The organism is Rhizobium sp. WYJ-E13 (genome assembly GCF_018987265.1).
In the GTDB taxonomy this organism is placed as follows: Bacteria; Pseudomonadota; Alphaproteobacteria; order Rhizobiales; family Rhizobiaceae; genus Rhizobium.
On record NZ_CP076853.1, the window covers coordinates 3,298,358 to 3,314,713 of the forward strand.

The following is a 16,356-nucleotide window of genomic DNA, read 5'->3' on the forward strand; positions in this document are numbered from 1 at the left end:
CGATGAAACGTCCGACTTATATGCCCTATGACGGCTCGGCCCGACCCTTCACGATCGGCCTGATGCCGCTCGACCCTGTCAGGTGGATCGAACCCGACGATGATCTCAACCGCTACCTCGCGGAAAAGGCGCGGCTGGCAAACGAGCGCTTCGATGACATCTTCGTCGCTGAGGAAGGGACTGAAACGGCCCAGCAGGAGGCGCTGGATCTTCTCCTCGCGCACCTTGCCGAGCGGCGTCCGGCAACGCACCGTCAGGATATTTCGGCCCTGCCGCCTCTGTTCAAGGCCGGTTCGCTCGTTCAGGACGATCTCGTCCTCATGCGCCGCAAGGCCGATGGCTGGCATCTCGTTGCCGCCCACGTCGCCTTTCCCTCTTCGTGGTCGCTGCGCGAGAAGTTCGGCCGCCCGATGCACGAGATCCATGCCGATGTGCCCGGTTTCGGCGAAGGCACACGCAACGCTGCGCTCATCACTCGCATCTTCGATAGTCTGCACGTTGCCCAGCCAGTCGAGCGGCTGAACTGGTCGATCAACACGACGGCCGATCTCTTCCTCCCCGTCTCGAAACATCGCCGGCCGCCTTACGCCGAAGCCTTCACGCTCGAAGAGCGCTTCGTCCGCGTCGAACGCCAGACCCTGCACAAGCTTGCCGTCTCCGGCGATATTCTCTTCACCATCCGCATCTATATCGATCCAATCGCCGTCGTCGCCCGCCATCCGCGCGCGGCTGAGATCGCCGTACGTTTCGCCGATCAACTGGAAGCACTCGACGAACATCAGGCCGCCTACAAGGGCCTGACTTTGCAACGAGACGAACTCGTGCGGAAATTGCGGGCGCTTTGCAGCGCCGATATTTGGCCTTTGCGGAGGGAACGCTCTTTATTGTGACGCCATTTTGTGATTAGAGCCGGTCACTTCGCGAGCTTCGCGGCATTTTCACATGAATTCTTTAGGCTAAAGGCCTTCGTTCCCTTCCAACAGGAGAAAAGAATGACGGAACAGAACTATCCGGTATATGGCGAAATTACCGGTCCGATCGTCATGATCGGCTTTGGCTCCATCGGCCGCGGCACGCTGCCCCTGATCGAGCGCCATTTCAAATTCGACAAGAGCCGGATGGTCGTCATCGACCCGCGCACGGACGATGCCCACATTTTGGAAAAGCACGGCGTCAAGCACATTCAGGCATATGTGACGAAGGACAACTACAAGGAACTGCTGAAGCCGCTGCTGACCGAAGGCGAAGGCCAGGGCTTCTGCGTCAACCTCTCCGTCGACACCTCGTCGCTCGACATCATCAAGCTCTGCCGCAAGCTTGACGTGCTCTATATCGATACCGTCGTCGAGCCCTGGCTCGGCTTCTACTTCGACAAGGACATGAAGAACGAGGAGCGCACCAACTATGCGCTGCGCGAAACCGTTCGCAAGGAAAAGGCCAAGAACCCGGGCGGCACCACTGCCGTTTCTACCTGCGGCGCAAATCCGGGCATGGTCTCCTGGTTCGTCAAGCAGGCGTTGCTCAACCTCGCCAAGGATATCGGCTTGAAGTTCGACGAGCCGGGCCAGGACGACCGCGAAGAATGGGCAAAGCTCATGAAGAAGGTCGGCGTCAAGGGCATCCATATCGCCGAACGCGACACGCAGCGCACCATCCATCCGAAGCCGCTCAACGTCTTCTGGAACACCTGGTCGGTCGAAGGCTTCATCTCCGAAGGCCTGCAGCCGGCAGAACTCGGCTGGGGCACCCATGAAAACTGGATGCCGAAAAACGCCAAGAAGCACAAGAAGGGTTCCAAGGCCGCTATCTTCCTGGAACAGCCCGGCGCCAACACTCGCGTGCGCACCTGGTGCCCGACGCCCGGCCCGCAATACGGCTTCCTCGTCACTCACAACGAGTCGATCTCGATCGCCGATTTCTTCTCGGTCAGGGACAAGGACGGCGACGTCACCTACCGTCCGACCTGCCACTATGCCTACCATCCGGCCAATGACGCCGTTCTGTCACTGCATGAGATGTTCGGCAACGGCGGTACGGCACAGCCAGTCCATCACGTTCTCGATGAGAACGAATTGGTCGACGGCGTCGACGAGCTCGGCGTACTGCTCTATGGCCACGACAAGAACGCCTACTGGTACGGTTCGCGCCTGTCGCTGGAAGAAACCCGCCGCATCGCTCCCTACCAGAATGCAACCGGCCTGCAGGTGACTTCTGCCGTTCTCGCCGGCATGGTCTGGGCTCTCGAAAACCCGAAGGCTGGCATCGTCGAAGCCGACGAGATGGATTACAAGCGCTGCCTCGAAGTGCAGCTGCCTTATCTCGGCCCGGTCGAAGGCCACTATACCGACTGGACCCCGCTCGACGGTCGTCCGGGCCTGTTCCCGGAAGACATCGACACCAAGGATCCGTGGCAGTTCAAGAACATCCTCGTTCGCTGAGTCCTGTCGTAATGCTTTCGAAGATGCCCGCTGCAAGGCGGGCATTTTTGTAACGCCTGCTGTCTAAATCCGGTCGTCTGCTGCCGAAGGCTTGCCTTCGCAGAATGCCCGCGCCATGTTTTGGCGGACTGTCGCGGATAGTTTCCGCCTAGATTCGCCGGGAGAAGCCCTATGAAAATCAGAACTGGTCTCGTTCTTGTGGTTGCATCGGCAGCTCTTGCCGCCTGTGTCTCCTCCGGCCCGCGCCCCCTCCCCGTCGCGTCAGGACCCGCTCCCGCCGGTGTCGAAGGAACCTGGGCCGATCCGAACGGTATCGTCTCCACCTTCCAGGGCGGCACCTTCACCACGCGCACGACTGACAGCAACCAGCTTCTGGCCTCCGGCACCTATATCAAAACCTCGCCATCGCTGGTGGAAATCAACATGACTTCGCTGGTTCGCAACACCCAGTCGAAGGTCAATTGCGCCCTCGTCACGACAAGCCAGCTAAACTGCACCTCGGATGCCGGCGCGCAGTTCGTCCTGACGCGCCGCAGCTAACCGCTTATCTCGATGCTTGGCGCCGCGTCCGGCTTTTTTGCCGGCCGCCCCTTGGAAAGCGGCGCCACTTCCACAGCTTCCCTCTTGCGGTTGAGCCACCGAGGTGGAAACATTCGCGCGCCGGTATCGTCAGTGACGATCCACGTGAAGGATGGGGCAGGATCAGGGATAAAGATCCTGTCCCTAATCAGGAGAACAGGGATGGTGAGATCTTTTAGCTTCGGTCTTTTGACAGCGTCTATTCTGGCGCTGAGCACAAGCGCCGCATTTGCAGATTACGAACTCAATATTCTTCATATCAACGATTTCCACTCGCGCATCGAATCGATCAACAAGTTCGATTCCACGTGTTCTGCCGAGGAAGAGGGCAAGAACGAGTGCTTCGGCGGAGCCGCACGGCTGAAGGTCGCCATCGACCAGCGTCGCCAAGCCTTGACAGGTAAAAACACGCTGCTGCTCAATGCCGGCGACAACTTCCAGGGTTCGCTCTTCTACACGACCTACAAGGGCGCAGCTGAAGCCGAAATGCTGAACCTCATGAAGTTCGACGCCATGACGGTCGGCAATCATGAATTCGACGACAGCGAGGACGGGCTCGCAACCTTCCTCGACAAGGTGCAATTTCCGGTCGTCACCGCCAACGTCAAGGCAAGTGCCGCCTCCAAGATCGGCGACCGCGTCAAGCCTTCGCTCGTGCTTGATGTCGGCGGTCAGAAGATCGGCATCGTCGGCGCCGTCACCAACGATACGCCGGAGCTTTCCTCGCCCGGCCCCAACGTGACGATCGTCGATGACATCAAAAGCATCACGGCAGAGGTTGAGAAACTGAAAGGCGAAGGCGTCAACAAGATCATTGCGCTCACCCATGTCGGCTACCCGCGCGACCTCGCCATGATCGCCAAGATCCCCGATGTCGACGTGGTCGTCGGCGGCCATTCGCACAGCCTGCTGTCGAATACCGATCCGAAAGCCGAAGGTCCCTACCCGACAATGGTCGACAATCCCGGCGGCTATAAAGTGCCGGTGGTGCAGGCAGCCTCTTACAGCAAATATCTCGGCGATCTCGTCGTTAATTTCGACGATAATGGCGTCGTCAAGGAGGCCAAGGGCGATCCCATCCTGATCGATTCTTCCTTCACCCCCGATCCGGCCGTCGCGGCGCGCATTGTCGAACTGGCAAAGCCGATCGAGGACCTGCGCAAGAAGGTGATCGGCTCCTCCGAAGGCCCCATCGAGGGAGACCGCAAGGTCTGCCGCGTCAAGGAATGCTCGATGGGCAATCTGGTGGCCGATGCCATCCTCGACCGTACCAGGAACCAGGGCGTGACCATTGCCATCCAAAACGGCGGCGGTCTGCGTGCCTCGATCGATGGCGGTGACGTCACCCAGGGCGAGGTCATCACCGTGCTGCCCTTCCAGAATACGCTCGCCACCTTCCAGCTGACCGGTGCCGATATCGTCAAGGCGCTCGAAAACGGCGTCAGCCAGATCGACCAGGGGGCCGGCCGTTTCCCGCAGGTCGCCGGTCTGAAATTCACCTTCGACCAGTCGAAGCCGGTCGGCAGCCGCGTCAGCGACGTGCAGGTCAAGGACGGCGACACTTTCGTTCCGATCGACAATGCCAAGACCTACAGCGTTGCCACCAACAATTTCATGCGCGCCGGCGGCGACGGTTATGTCGCCTTCAAAGCCGGCCAGAATGCCTATGACTACGGGCCGGACCTAGCCGACGTGACAGCCGAGTATATTGCCGCGCACTCGCCCTACAAGCCTTATACGGACGGCCGCATCACTGAAATTGCGCAGGCGGCACCTGCTCCCTCCGCAGAGCAGGCTCCTGCAGCCCCTGTACCCGCGGCCCCGGCTCCATCTGCCGAACCGACCCCAGCTCCAGCAGCACCGGCCCCAACCGCTCCCGCTCCGGCAGTTGAACCCGCCCCGGCAGCCTCCGCACCATCAACACCCTCGACCCACGTCATCGTTGCCGGCGATACTTTCTGGGATCTCGCCAAGACCTTTTACGGCGATGGCGCCGAATGGCGCAAACTCTCGGAAGCCAATGGCAGCCCGAACCCACGCCATCTGCGGATCGGCGAGGAAATCCAGGTTCCCGCCAAGTAAGACGATTTGTCCCGATCATCCGAGCCGGTCCGGGGGTTCCCCGGGCTGGCTTTTCTTCTTATAGGGTGAACCGTGATCGGCTGGCTGCGTATGAACCGGCGAGACACGAAAAGCGCGTTGGGGCCAGAATGACAGATACTACACTCCGCCCGGCGGACCATCCCGCCGTCAAATTCGGCAAGGTCGGCGTCCTGCTGGTCAATCTCGGCACGCCTGACGGCACCGATTATACGTCCATGCGCCGCTACCTGCGCGAATTCCTGACCGACAAACGCGTCATCGAATGGTCGCCCTGGAAGTGGTACCCGATCCTGTTCGGCATCGTCCTCAACACGCGCCCGCAAAAGGTCGGCAAAGCCTACGAGACGATCTGGAACAAGGATCTGAACGAAAGCTGGCTGCGCACCTACACCCGCAACCAGTCCGACTTCATGGCTGAACGCCTGAGGGACTTGCCCAACGTCAAGGTCGATTGGGCGATGCGTTACGGCACACCATCGATCCCCTCGCGCATCGAAGCGCTGAAGGACGAAGGCTGCGACCGCATCCTGCTCTTCCCGCTCTATCCGCAATATGCGGCAGCCACCACCGCCACCGTCAACGACAAGGCTTTCCAGAAGCTGCTCGCCATGCGCTGGCAGCCGGCGCTGCGCACGGTGCCGGATTATCATGACGACGAGACCTACATCGAAGCGCTCGCAAAATCAGTAGAGCAGCATCTCGCTACTCTCGACTGGAAGCCGGAGATGCTGCTTGCCTCCTTCCACGGCATTCCACTCTCCTATTTCCAGCAAGGCGATCCCTATTACTGTCAGTGCCAGAAAACCGGCCGCCTGTTGCGTGAGCGTCTAGGGCTCACGAAAGAGAATTTCATGGTCACCTTCCAATCCCGCTTCGGACCGGAAGAATGGCTGCAGCCCTATACCGACAAGACCGTCGAGAAGCTGGCGCAGGACGGCGTCAAGCGCATCGCCGTCATGAACCCCGGCTTCGTTTCCGACTGTCTGGAGACGCTGGAGGAGATCGCGGAACAGGCCGCCCATTCTTTCAAGCACAACGGCGGCGAGCAGTTCACGCATATTCCCTGCCTGAATGACAGCGATGACGGCATGCAGGTGCTGGAAAAGGTTGTGCGTCGCGAGCTTCTGGGCTGGATATGACAGACCCGGCACCAGATTTTCCGGCGCCCGGCGATAGATAAAGACGTCCTCCTCTTCAGGTCTACGGAAGGGTCGAAGCCAGCGACCGCAACTGCGGTGCGCAGGCTCCCGGTCTGAGGCTTACTCATCTGGACGTATTTCATGACTGCAGGTTTCAGAAAATTGATTGTCTTTGCCTGTGTGCTTGTCGTTGTAGGTGGCGGTTATCTCGCTTGAGAGCAATATCAACGGATGTATCGCGGCGCGCCACCCAAGGGCATCGTCGGTCAGGTGGCCTGCCAGCTCCGCCTGCGCGACGTCAAGGCCAGCAATCTGAGCCCGGACGATCAGCCATTCCTCACAAATTGCCTGATGGGCGGCTACATCACAAAGAGCGACCTGGACGATGCCGGCCTATCACCCTGATTTGACAGGCGAGGCTCGTCATTCCGTCCTTGCAAAGAACGTGCTAACTCACCACGTCAGATAGGTGGGTTGAGGGAGGAATACATGCTGCTGAGCGGCTTCGATATTCTCGTGATCGTATTGGTGATTTTCGTCATCCTGGTGCTCTTTGCGGGCATCAAGACGGTTCCGCAGGGTTATCGCTACACGATCGAGCGCTTCGGCCGCTATACGCGCACGCTGGAACCCGGCCTGAACCTGATCACCCCTTTCATCGAGCGGGTCGGCGCCCGGATGAACGTGATGGAGCAGGTGCTGAACGTGCCGACCCAGGAGGTGATTACCAAGGACAATGCCTCGGTCTCTGCCGATGCCGTGTCCTTCTACCAGGTGCTGAATGCCGCTCAGGCCGCCTATCAGGTTTCCAACCTGGAAAATGCGATCCTTAACCTCACCATGACCAATATTCGCTCCGTCATGGGCTCCATGGATCTCGATGAGCTGCTCTCCAATCGCGATGCGATCAACGACCGGCTGCTGCGCGTCGTGGACGAGGCCGTGCAGCCCTGGGGCATCAAGGTCACCCGCGTCGAGATCAAGGATATTCAACCGCCCCGCGACCTCGTCGATGCGATGGCCCGCCAGATGAAGGCCGAGCGCGAGAAACGTGCCCAGGTGCTGGAAGCTGAAGGTTCGCGCAACGCGCAGATCCTGAGAGCCGAAGGCGCCAAGCAGTCCGCCATCCTTCAGGCCGAAGGCCAGCGGGAAGCGGCCTTCCGCAATGCCGAAGCCCGCGAGCGTTTGGCCGAAGCAGAAGCCAAGGCGACAAAGATGGTCTCGGAAGCGATCGCCGCCGGCAACATCCAGGCAATCAACTATTTCGTGGCGCAGAAATACACCGAAGCACTGACCTCGATCGGCCAGGCGAACAATGCCAAGGTCGTGCTGATGCCGATGGAGGCCTCCTCCATTCTCGGCTCGCTCGGCGGCATCGGCGCAATTGCCCGCGAGGTCTTTGGCGACGGCAGCAATCCACCTCCGCCTCCGCGCCCCCGCCCCGGTCCCGCGCGCTCGACACCGCCCGTCAGCGCAGCTCCGCCCAGTTCTTTCAATCCTAATCCGGAGAGCTGAGCCATGCTGGCGAAGATCGTCGGCGAACTTGGGCCGTGGAGCTGGTGGGTAGCAGGCCTGGTGCTGCTTGCCGCCGAATTGGTCGCGCCGGGCTTCTTTCTGGTCTGGATCGGCCTTGCAGCACTTAGCGTCGGCGCGTTGTCGCTGCTCTTCTGGGATACCGCTTTCTGGGTCTGGCAGCTTCAGGCGCTTCTCTTCGCCGCCTTTGCGGTCATCTCCACACTTATCGGTCGGCGGTTGACGCTACGCAACAGCAAGACCGACGAACCTTTCCTCAACCAGCGCGGCGCGAGCCTCGTCGGCCGCACAGCCACACTGCACGAACCGATCCGCGAAGGCCGCGGCCGCATTCGCCTCGACGATACGACGTGGCGGGTGATGGGGCCGGATCTTCCGGCTGGAACCCAAGTCAGGGTCGTTTCCAGCAACGGTCGCGACCTGACGGTAGAGCCGATCTGATCAGGCGACGCCGATCCTTAAGAGATCGTGGAAGTGAACCAGGCCTATCGGACGCTGGTCGTCGTCAGTGACGATAAGCGCGCCGATCTTGTATTGCTCGAGCAGCGCCAGGGCTGCCGTCGCCAGGATCGTCGGGCTGACCGTCTTCGGCGCGCGCGTCATGATGTCGTCGACCGTCAACTCCGCAAGATTGCGGCTGAGGTTGCGGGACATGTCACCATCCGTGACGATGCCGCAAAGCCGGCCTTCGGCATCCAGCACGCCGACGCAGCCGAAATGCTTGTGCGACAATACTCTGATCGCATCCGGCACGGACGTGCCCTTCACGACCAGCGGCAGGCGGTCACCGGTATGCATGATGTCGGCAACATGCATCAGGCTGGCACCCAGCTTGCCGCCGGGATGGAAGACATGGAAATCCGTCGCCGTAAAGCCTCGCGCGTCAAGAAGCGCAATCGCCAGCGCGTCGCCGAGCGCAAGCTGCATCATCGTCGATGTGGTTGGCGCCAGCCCATTTGGACAGGCCTCTTCCTCGTTGGGGATCAGCAGAACGATATCGGCGGCCGTCGCCAGTGAGGACTGCGGGCTGCAGGTCATTGCAATCAGCGGGATGGAAAAACGCCGCGTGTAGGAAATGATGCTCTTCAGTTCCGCGCTTTCACCACCCTTGGAGATCGCCAGCACCAGATCGTCGCCGGCGATCATGCCGAGATCGCCGTGATTGGCTTCCGCCGCATGCACGAAAAAGGCAGGTGTGCCTGTCGAAGCGAAAGTGGCAGCGATCTTCGTGCCGATATGGCCGCTCTTGCCGACGCCGGTCACGATCACGCGGCCGGAATTTTCGCCGATCATTTCGACCGCACGGGTAAAGGGTCCAGCCAGCCCATCATCGAAAGCGCGTTCGAGCGCCTCGAGGGCGAGTCTTTCGATACTGATCGTGCGCTTGCCCGACTGAAGCAGGCTGTTTTCGACGAGTTTCACCGCTCTCCTGATCATGGCAATGCGTTAGACCTTTTCACTTTGCCTGTCCACCCGACAATGTTTCCCATGTATGAACGCGCGGCCCGCACGGCAACGAATGGTTAACCACAAGGCTTTACGCTTGGGTAAGACTTAAAAGCATTTCAGGCGCGGATTTGAATGGGCCAGGGAAAACAGACGAGCAGTGTGACGCCGCTCCGCGCCATGAGCCGTGCCGTCTCCGTTGCGGCTATCGGCCTGCTGATTGCACCCGTCGCTTACGCGCAACAGACGACATCGCAGCAGCAATCGGCAAGCCCTACGAATTCGCGCACCGGGGCCACCTCCACCACACAGCGCGCCGGCGCGAACAATGCGCCGGACTTTGGTGATGCAGGCGACACCACGACCGCTCCCGCCAATGCCGCCGCCCAAGCCGCGGATTCCGTCGCAGCACCTGCCTCGGCAACGCAGCCCGATGACGAGATTACCGGCGCAATCCTCGACGAGGATATGCGCAGGCTGAACACTCGCGAGCCGCGCTTTGACGAAACATCAACGCGAAAAGTGCCTGGGAGTGCCTCGACCGAAGAAACGCCGGGCATCCCTCTCGGCAGCTTCGTGCTGCGCCCAAGTGTCACCCAGACGATCAACAGCGAGATCACCAAGGACGGTGGCACAAAAAAGAGCCGCGGCTTCCTCGAAACCGATATGGGCGCGACGCTGACCTCCGACTGGAGCCGGCATCAGTTGACCGTCACCTCCGAGGGCGCCTGGCAGAAAAACATCAGCGGCGAGGGTGAAGAGCAGCCTTCCTTCAAGATCGATGGCGATCTGCGGCTGGACCTGTCGCGCGACACGGTCGGCCACATCACCGGCGGCTATAATTTCTATCGCGAGGATACGGATGATCCGGACGCGATCGCCAACGCCGATCAGCAGTCCGATGTGCAGGAATTTACCGGCGGCGCTTCCATCGAGCACGATTTCGGGATCTTGCGCGGAACGGCCGCCGTTGCACTCTCCCGCTCGATCTATTCGGACGCCACGCTCTCGAACGGCACGACGGTTTCGCTGAGCGACCGCAATCAGACGACAGGCACGGTTCGCGGTCGTATCGGCTATGAACTGTCGCCGGCACTCATTCCGTTCATCGAAGCGTCAGTTGGCAAAACCAATTATGACGAACGCACCGATTCCTCGGGTTATCAGCGTTCGGGAGATAGCTACGGCGCCAAGGGCGGCGTGCAGGTCGATATGGGCGAAAAGCTCAAGGGCGAGGTTGCGGTCGGTTATGCAACGGCGGACTTCGATGACAACAGGCTGAAATCGATCGATACGGCAACACTCGATGCCAGCCTGCTCTGGTCGCCGATCCGCGGAACGAATGTCAATCTCGATCTCCAGACCAGCATCCAGCCCTCCACCTCGGCAGGTGAAAGCGGCTATGTCTCGCATCAGCTGACGACGACGGTCGATCATCAGCTGCGCGACAATCTGGTGGCGACGGTCATCGGCGGCGTGACGCTGCGCGATTATCCAAGCGGCAGCACCATAAGTGACGAGACGGTTTACACCGCCTCGTCTGGTCTCGTCTGGAATATCAATCGTTACCTCGACTTCACCAACACGCTTGGCTACGAGCTGACGACACGCAAGGAAGGCGACGACTCGCAGCAATGGCGAGCCGGCGTCGGTCTCAAATTGAAGCGCTGAACAACCTTAGTTCAGACGGGCGAGCAGGTTCCTGAAGCCGTCTTCGACGCTCGGGCGAATGTCCGCTCGCTCGAGAGCAAAGGCAACGTTGGCGAGGATGAAACCATCCTTGGCACCGCAGTCGTAAGTCTCGCCCTTGAAGTGATAGCCTGCGAAATCCTGTTCCTTGAGCAGCTTCAGCATGCCGTCGGTGAGTTGGATTTCGTTGCCGGCGCCGCGTTCCTGGCTTTCCAGGATCTTGAAGACTTCCGGCTGCAGGATGTAGCGACCGTTGATGAAGAAGTTGGAAGGAGCGGTGCCCTTGGCCGGCTTTTCCACCATGCCTGTGATGCGGAAGCCCTCGCCGATCGCATCACCAACGCCGACGATGCCGTATTTGTGAGCCTGATCGGGAGCACATTCCTCGACGGCGATAATGTTGCCGCCGCTGTGCTCGTAGAGCTCAATCATGCCCTTCATGCAGCCCTTTTTGTCCTTCATGATCATGTCGGGCAGAAGCAGCGCGAAAGGCTCGTCGCCGACGATCTCGCGGGCGCACCAGACGGCGTGGCCGAGGCCGAGCGGCTCCTGCTGACGGGTAAAGCTCACCGTGCCTGCCTTGGGAAGCTGCTGCTGCAGGAGGGTGATTTCCGCCTTCTTGGCGCGCTCCTTGAGCGTCTGCTCAAGTTCGAAATGAATATCGAAGTAGTCTTCGATGACGTGCTTGTTACGGCCAGTAACAAAAACCAGATGTTCAATGCCTGCTTCAAGTGCTTCGTCGACGACATACTGAATAATTGGCTTGTCGACAACAGTCAGCATTTCCTTCGGAACCGCTTTGGTAGCCGGAAGGAACCGCGTCCCCAGTCCCGCGACTGGAAATACTGCCTTACGAACTTTCTTATGCTGAGCCACACCGATCTCCTGTTTTGACTATACCGCTTTTACCTAAACGCTATATCGATTTGAACTAGTATAGAATTGCTACCGTTTTGCAAATGGTGACTGCCCCGGCCGCCCATGGTAAAGAATTTGTTGACTCCGTTCCTGTAATTTCGGCGTAGAGCGGACATGACGTACCGCCTTGGCTAAAACTGAAGATGACGGATACGACTGCCGATGACCCAGAAATACACACACTCCCTTCGTGGTCTTGCTCTCGCCATCGTTGTCGCCACTGCGGCTGGACTGGCCCCCAATAACGCAAAAGCCGATGCCCGGTTCCAGAAGTGGATCGCGGACTTTTACCAAACTGCTGCTCAGAGTGGCATCAGTAAGGCAACGTACCAAAAAGCCTTTTCTGGGGTAAGCGAACCCGATCCCACAGTCCTCGAAAAGGCCACCTATCAGCCTGAATTTACATCGAAGATTTGGGACTATGTCGATTCCCGCGTCAACCCCTACACTGTGGAAATTGGCCGCAAGATGGCTGCCAAACACGCTAAAACGCTCGATGCCATCCAGCGCCAGTTCGGTGTCGACAAGTCGATTCTGCTGGCGATCTGGTCGATGGAATCAAATTACGGCGCCGTTCTCGCAAAAGATGAGCGTCTTCACTATGTGCCGCGAGCGCTGGCCACACTTGCCTATGCCGACCCCAAGCGCGGCAAATACGCCAAGAAGCAGTTGATCGCAGCCCTGAAAATCCTGCAGAACGGGGACGTCCCCGCCAGGGAGATGACTGGCTCCTGGGCCGGCGCCATGGGCCACACCCAATTCATCCCGACGAGCTATCTTCTTTACGCGGTCGACGCGGATGGCAATGGCCATCGCGACATCTGGAATTCCGTGCCCGATGCGCTGGCGACCTCGGCGAATCTTCTGATGAAGAATGGCTGGGATGCCGGCAGAACCTGGGGTTACGAGGTCGCAGTACCTGCTTCTGCGGCAAAGCAGGTTGGCAAGACGCACACGCTTGCTCAGTGGGCAGCACTCGGTCTCAAACGCCCGAGCGGTAAGCCCTTCAAGGATGGGCAGAGCCGCGCCGTCTTGAAGATGCCGGCCGGTTCCGATGGTCCAGGTTTCCTGATGACGGCCAACTTCTTCACGATCAAGAACTACAATGCCTCCGACAGCTATGCACTCGCCGTCGGCCTCCTCGCAGACCAGATCGCCGGCTATGGCGGCATGCAGCAGCGCTGGCCACGCCCGGAAGGCGCTCTCGACATCACCGAAAAGTTCGAACTGCAGACGCGTTTGAAGACGCTCGGCTATTATAGCGGCGACGTCGACGGCAATTTCGGCTCCGGCTCCAAGGCTGCGATCGCCGCCGTACAGGAGCGTATCGGCATGCAGCCGGATGGTGAGCCATCACTTTCGCTTCTCCACGCGCTGCGCCGCTAGAGCGCCGTGCGTCCAATCGGACGTACAAAGGATGCTCTATCCCTTAGAATCTACAGCATCGGCCCGAAAATCGATTCCGATTTTCGGGCCGATGCTGTAGAAGCGGGAAAAGCGTGACCTAAATAATGATGTGGAGTGGACGGAAAGCCGCTGCCCATGCAAGATGCCCGGCAGATGCGGAACTGCCCGATGACGAGAAAAACTAACCGGACCCGATGGATTCGCGTGCTTGTGTTTGCCGCAGCCGCGCTTTCCCTTTGCCTCGGCTCGATGGTGCCGATGCACTATGCCGAAGCGCAGGAGCTTCGCTACCAGCGCCGGTCCATCCTCGATTTCTTTCTCGGGCGCCGCTACATCGATGAGAATCCGCAGCCCGAAATGCGGGACCAGCCCAGACGGCAGCAGCAGCAGCGCCGGCGCCCGCCAGCAGCACAGAAGGCCGTAACCCCGACGCGAACGGCGCCCGTAACGCCGGCTGAGCCGGTTGTTCAAAAGCTGGATAGCGCCCAGAAAATCCTTGTTGTCGGCGACTTCCTCGCTGGTGGCCTCGGTGACGGCCTCACTGCAGCCTTTGAAACCTCTCCAGGTGTCGTGGTCGAAGCCCGCAGCAATGTGTCATCGGGTCTCGTACGCGACGACTATTACAACTGGCCCGGCGAATTGCCGAAGATGATCGACGAACTGAAGCCGGCGATGGTCGTCGTCATGATCGGCGCCAATGATCGCCAGCAGATGGTGACCGATGTCGGCAAGGAAAAATTCCGTACCGACGGCTGGTTTACCGAATACCAGCGCCGCGTACTTGCCTTTGGCAAGGAGATCACAGGCCGCAAGATCCCGTTGCTCTGGGTCGGACTTCCCGCCTTCGAATCCGATTCGATGACATCCGACGCCGTGCAGATGAACCAGCTCTATCGCAACCAGATGGAGAACATCGGCGGCGAATTCGTCGATATCTGGGACGGCTTCGTGGATGAGAACGGTAAATTCATCGTCACCGGCTCCGACGTCAACGGCCAGCAAGTGCGCCTGCGCACCACTGACGGCATCAACCTGACACAGGCGGGCCGCCGCAAGCTCGCCTTCTATGTCGAAAAGCCGGCGCGCCGCATTCTCGGCACCCAGGCGAGTCCCGACCTCGTGCGCCTCGATCCCGGCAACCTGCCGGCACTGACGCTGCCCACCGATCCAGTGGAACATACGCAGCCGATCAGCCTGTCCGACCCGAACCTTGATGGCGGAGCCGAATTGCTCGGCGCCAGCAGGGCTATGCCTGTGACGCTGACGAAATCGCCGCGCGATCTCCTGGTCGAGCAGGGAGAAATGGCACCGGCACCCGCAGGCCGCATCGACGACTATCGCATGCCGACGCTGAGGACGACGGCAGAAACTTCTATAAAATGAGAAAGGACCGCCCGAGCGGCCCTTTGCATGAGGCTTGCCTGAAGCAGCCGCGCATCAACTGGTCGCACCACGAAGAACTCCGCCGGGATACGGCGGAGTTTATTACCTGACCAATTCTTCCGGCAAATCAGCGCGGCAGAACCGTCGAGCCCATCAACGCTTCGTCGATGGCGCGTGCTGCCTGGCGGCCTTCACGGATCGCCCAGACCACCAGAGACTGGCCACGGCGCACGTCGCCCGCCGTCCAGAGCTTATCGACAGAGGTTTTGTAGTCGCGGTCGTTGGCGACAACATTGGTCGAGCCACGCTTGTCGGTGTTGAGCGTCAGTTTGCCATCGAGCTCCTTCAGCACGCTGTCTTTGAACGGACCGCTGAAACCGATGGCGATGAAGGCGAGATCCGCCTTGATGACGAAATCCGTTCCCGGTACCGGGCGACGACGCTCATCGACTTCACAGCACTTCACGCCCGTCAGCACGCCGTCTTCACCGACGAATTCGAGCGTCGCGACCTGGAATTCGCGGATCGCGCCTTCGGCCTGCGAAGAGGAGGTGCGCATCTTCGTTGCCCAGAAGGGCCAGACAGCGAGCTTGTCTTCCTTTTCCGGCGGCTGCGGGCGAATGTCGAGCTGGGTCACCTTGACCGCCCCCTGACGGAAAGCCGTGCCGACGCAGTCCGAAGCCGTATCACCACCGCCGACGACGACGACATGCTTGGCGCCGGCCAGGATCGGATCGGACGGCCAGCCGGTACTGTCGATGTTTTCGCGGCCGACACGCTTGTTCTGCTGCACCAGATAGGGCATCGCGTCATGAACACCGGCGAGATCGGTGCCTGGAATGCCGGCTTCACGCGGTGTCTCGGAACCGCCGCAGTAAAGCACGGCATCATGATCAGCCAGAAGCTGTTCGACATTGACGTCGACGCCGACATTGACGCCGCAATGGAAGGTCACGCCCTCGCCCTTCATCTGCTCGACACGGCGATCGATGAAGTTCTTCTCCATTTTGAAGTCCGGAATGCCGTAGCGCAGCAGGCCACCCGGCTTTGTCTCGCGCTCATAGACATGCACATCATGGCCGGCGCGGCCGAGCTGCTGGGCTGCCGCCATACCGGCCGGACCGGAGCCGATGATCGCTACCTTCTTGCCGGTATGGATCGTCGCCGGCTGCGGACGAATGAAGCCGAGTTCGTAGGCCTTGTCGGCGATTGCCTGTTCGACCGTCTTGATTGCGACCGGCGCATCTTCGAGGTTCAGCGTGCAGGCTTCCTCGCACGGAGCCGGGCAGACGCGGCCGGTAAATTCCGGGAAGTTGTTGGTCGAATGCAGGTTCTGGATCGCCGCTTCCCAGTTGTTGTTGTAGACGAGGTCGTTCCAATCAGGAATCTGGTTATGAACAGGGCAACCCGTTGGGCCGTGGCAATAGGGAATGCCACAGTCCATGCAGCGGGCTGCCTGTTTCTGCACTTCCGGGTCCGACATCGGGATCGTGAATTCACGGAAATGCCGGATGCGGTCCGACGCCGGCTGATACTTCGCTACCTGCCGATCGATTTCCAGAAACCCTGTTACCTTACCCATATTTTCGTCCCTTACCCTCATGACCGCCTCGCCTGCGGCCAGTTGTCTGTTCAGCCTCGATCGCGGAGGCAGGTTGTTTGCTTTGGCCGTCATCAGAACATATCTCCTGATTTCCATCCACGCGGTCGCGCCAGCTTCA

General features: G+C 59.9%; 14 protein-coding genes. 11 read left to right on the top strand and 3 right to left on the bottom strand.

What is annotated here, in order from left to right; genetic code table 11:
* The first annotated feature begins 2 nt into the window (after positions 1 to 2).
* The 8 genes from KQ933_RS16540 to KQ933_RS16575 all read left to right on the top strand — a co-directional run bounded on the left by KQ933_RS16540 (position 3) and on the right by KQ933_RS16575 (position 8,233).
* Complete coding sequence (locus tag KQ933_RS16540; protein WP_216755883.1) at positions 3 to 890, top strand: DUF3445 domain-containing protein; 888 nt, start codon at positions 3 to 5, stop codon at positions 888 to 890.
* A gap of 102 nt (positions 891 to 992) precedes the next feature.
* Positions 993 to 2,438, top strand: coding sequence for a homospermidine synthase (locus KQ933_RS16545; RefSeq protein ID WP_216755884.1), 1,446 nt, complete (start codon positions 993 to 995; stop codon positions 2,436 to 2,438).
* A gap of 171 nt (positions 2,439 to 2,609) precedes the next feature.
* Entirely contained in the window at positions 2,610 to 2,978 is a 369-nt protein-coding gene (gene omp10, locus KQ933_RS16550) for an outer membrane lipoprotein Omp10 (RefSeq protein ID WP_183735258.1), read from the top strand.
* 201 nt (positions 2,979 to 3,179) lie between these two features.
* Complete coding sequence (locus tag KQ933_RS16555) at positions 3,180 to 5,099, top strand: bifunctional UDP-sugar hydrolase/5'-nucleotidase (RefSeq protein ID WP_216755885.1); 1,920 nt, start codon at positions 3,180 to 3,182, stop codon at positions 5,097 to 5,099.
* A gap of 128 nt (positions 5,100 to 5,227) precedes the next feature.
* The gene (gene hemH / locus KQ933_RS16560; protein WP_216755886.1) at positions 5,228 to 6,259 is read left to right on the top strand and encodes a ferrochelatase; all 1,032 of its coding nucleotides are present in this window, start codon (positions 5,228 to 5,230) and stop codon (positions 6,257 to 6,259) included.
* Positions 6,260 to 6,490: 231 nt separating this feature from the next.
* Positions 6,491 to 6,664 carry a hypothetical protein gene (locus tag KQ933_RS16565; RefSeq protein ID WP_216755887.1) on the top strand — a complete coding sequence of 58 codons (174 nt, stop codon included), beginning with the start codon at positions 6,491 to 6,493 and terminating at the stop codon, positions 6,662 to 6,664.
* Between the two features lie 84 nt (positions 6,665 to 6,748).
* On the top strand, positions 6,749 to 7,774 hold the full coding sequence (locus KQ933_RS16570; RefSeq protein WP_216755888.1) for an SPFH domain-containing protein: 1,026 nt from the start codon (positions 6,749 to 6,751) through the stop codon (positions 7,772 to 7,774).
* A 3-nt stretch (positions 7,775 to 7,777) separates the two neighbouring features.
* Entirely contained in the window at positions 7,778 to 8,233 is a 456-nt protein-coding gene (locus tag KQ933_RS16575; protein WP_216755889.1) for an NfeD family protein, read from the top strand.
* Here KQ933_RS16575 and KQ933_RS16580 read toward each other — a convergent pair whose 3' ends face one another.
* Entirely contained in the window at positions 8,234 to 9,229 is a 996-nt protein-coding gene (locus KQ933_RS16580) for an SIS domain-containing protein (RefSeq protein WP_216755890.1), read from the bottom strand. It abuts the gene before it with no gap.
* A gap of 144 nt (positions 9,230 to 9,373) precedes the next feature.
* Between KQ933_RS16580 and KQ933_RS16585 the strand changes: the two genes are divergently transcribed.
* Positions 9,374 to 10,909, top strand: coding sequence for an outer membrane beta-barrel protein (locus KQ933_RS16585; protein ID WP_216755891.1), 1,536 nt, complete (start codon positions 9,374 to 9,376; stop codon positions 10,907 to 10,909).
* A gap of 6 nt (positions 10,910 to 10,915) precedes the next feature.
* Here the strand turns inward: KQ933_RS16585 and galU are convergent, their stop codons facing one another.
* A complete protein-coding gene (galU, locus tag KQ933_RS16590) occupies positions 10,916 to 11,803 on the bottom strand; it encodes a UTP--glucose-1-phosphate uridylyltransferase GalU (protein ID WP_183735267.1) in 888 nt (295 codons plus the stop codon).
* Between the two features lie 204 nt (positions 11,804 to 12,007).
* On the opposite strand from galU, the gene KQ933_RS16595 reads away from it, so the two are divergent.
* Positions 12,008 to 13,231 (top strand): lytic murein transglycosylase, encoded by a 1,224-nt coding sequence (locus KQ933_RS16595; RefSeq protein WP_216755892.1) that lies wholly within the window; start codon positions 12,008 to 12,010, stop codon positions 13,229 to 13,231.
* A gap of 189 nt (positions 13,232 to 13,420) precedes the next feature.
* Positions 13,421 to 14,635: an SGNH family hydrolase gene (locus KQ933_RS16600; protein ID WP_216755893.1), complete on the top strand. Its 1,215-nt coding sequence runs from the start codon at positions 13,421 to 13,423 to the stop codon at positions 14,633 to 14,635.
* A 127-nt stretch (positions 14,636 to 14,762) separates the two neighbouring features.
* Here the strand turns inward: KQ933_RS16600 and KQ933_RS16605 are convergent, their stop codons facing one another.
* On the bottom strand, positions 14,763 to 16,217 hold the full coding sequence (locus KQ933_RS16605; RefSeq protein ID WP_216758932.1) for a glutamate synthase subunit beta: 1,455 nt from the start codon (positions 16,215 to 16,217) through the stop codon (positions 14,763 to 14,765).
* Positions 16,218 to 16,356: the final 139 nt, after the last annotated feature.

Bases quoted from the DNA above. Each gene is read 5' to 3' on its own strand.
- KQ933_RS16540 (WP_216755883.1), top strand. From the start codon at position 3: ATGAAACGTCCGACTTATATGCCCTATGACGGCTCGGCCCGACCCTTC.
- KQ933_RS16545 (WP_216755884.1), top strand. From the start codon at position 993: ATGACGGAACAGAACTATCCGGTATATGGCGAAATTACCGGTCCGATC.
- omp10 (WP_183735258.1), top strand. From the start codon at position 2,610: ATGAAAATCAGAACTGGTCTCGTTCTTGTGGTTGCATCGGCAGCTCTT.
- KQ933_RS16555 (WP_216755885.1), top strand. From the start codon at position 3,180: ATGGTGAGATCTTTTAGCTTCGGTCTTTTGACAGCGTCTATTCTGGCG.
- hemH (WP_216755886.1), top strand. From the start codon at position 5,228: ATGACAGATACTACACTCCGCCCGGCGGACCATCCCGCCGTCAAATTC.
- KQ933_RS16565 (WP_216755887.1), top strand. From the start codon at position 6,491: ATGTATCGCGGCGCGCCACCCAAGGGCATCGTCGGTCAGGTGGCCTGC.
- KQ933_RS16570 (WP_216755888.1), top strand. From the start codon at position 6,749: ATGCTGCTGAGCGGCTTCGATATTCTCGTGATCGTATTGGTGATTTTC.
- KQ933_RS16575 (WP_216755889.1), top strand. From the start codon at position 7,778: ATGCTGGCGAAGATCGTCGGCGAACTTGGGCCGTGGAGCTGGTGGGTA.
- KQ933_RS16580 (WP_216755890.1), bottom strand. From the start codon at position 9,229: ATGATCAGGAGAGCGGTGAAACTCGTCGAAAACAGCCTGCTTCAGTCG.
- KQ933_RS16585 (WP_216755891.1), top strand. From the start codon at position 9,374: ATGGGCCAGGGAAAACAGACGAGCAGTGTGACGCCGCTCCGCGCCATG.
- KQ933_RS16595 (WP_216755892.1), top strand. From the start codon at position 12,008: ATGACCCAGAAATACACACACTCCCTTCGTGGTCTTGCTCTCGCCATC.
- KQ933_RS16600 (WP_216755893.1), top strand. From the start codon at position 13,421: ATGACGAGAAAAACTAACCGGACCCGATGGATTCGCGTGCTTGTGTTT.
- KQ933_RS16605 (WP_216758932.1), bottom strand. From the start codon at position 16,217: ATGGGTAAGGTAACAGGGTTTCTGGAAATCGATCGGCAGGTAGCGAAG.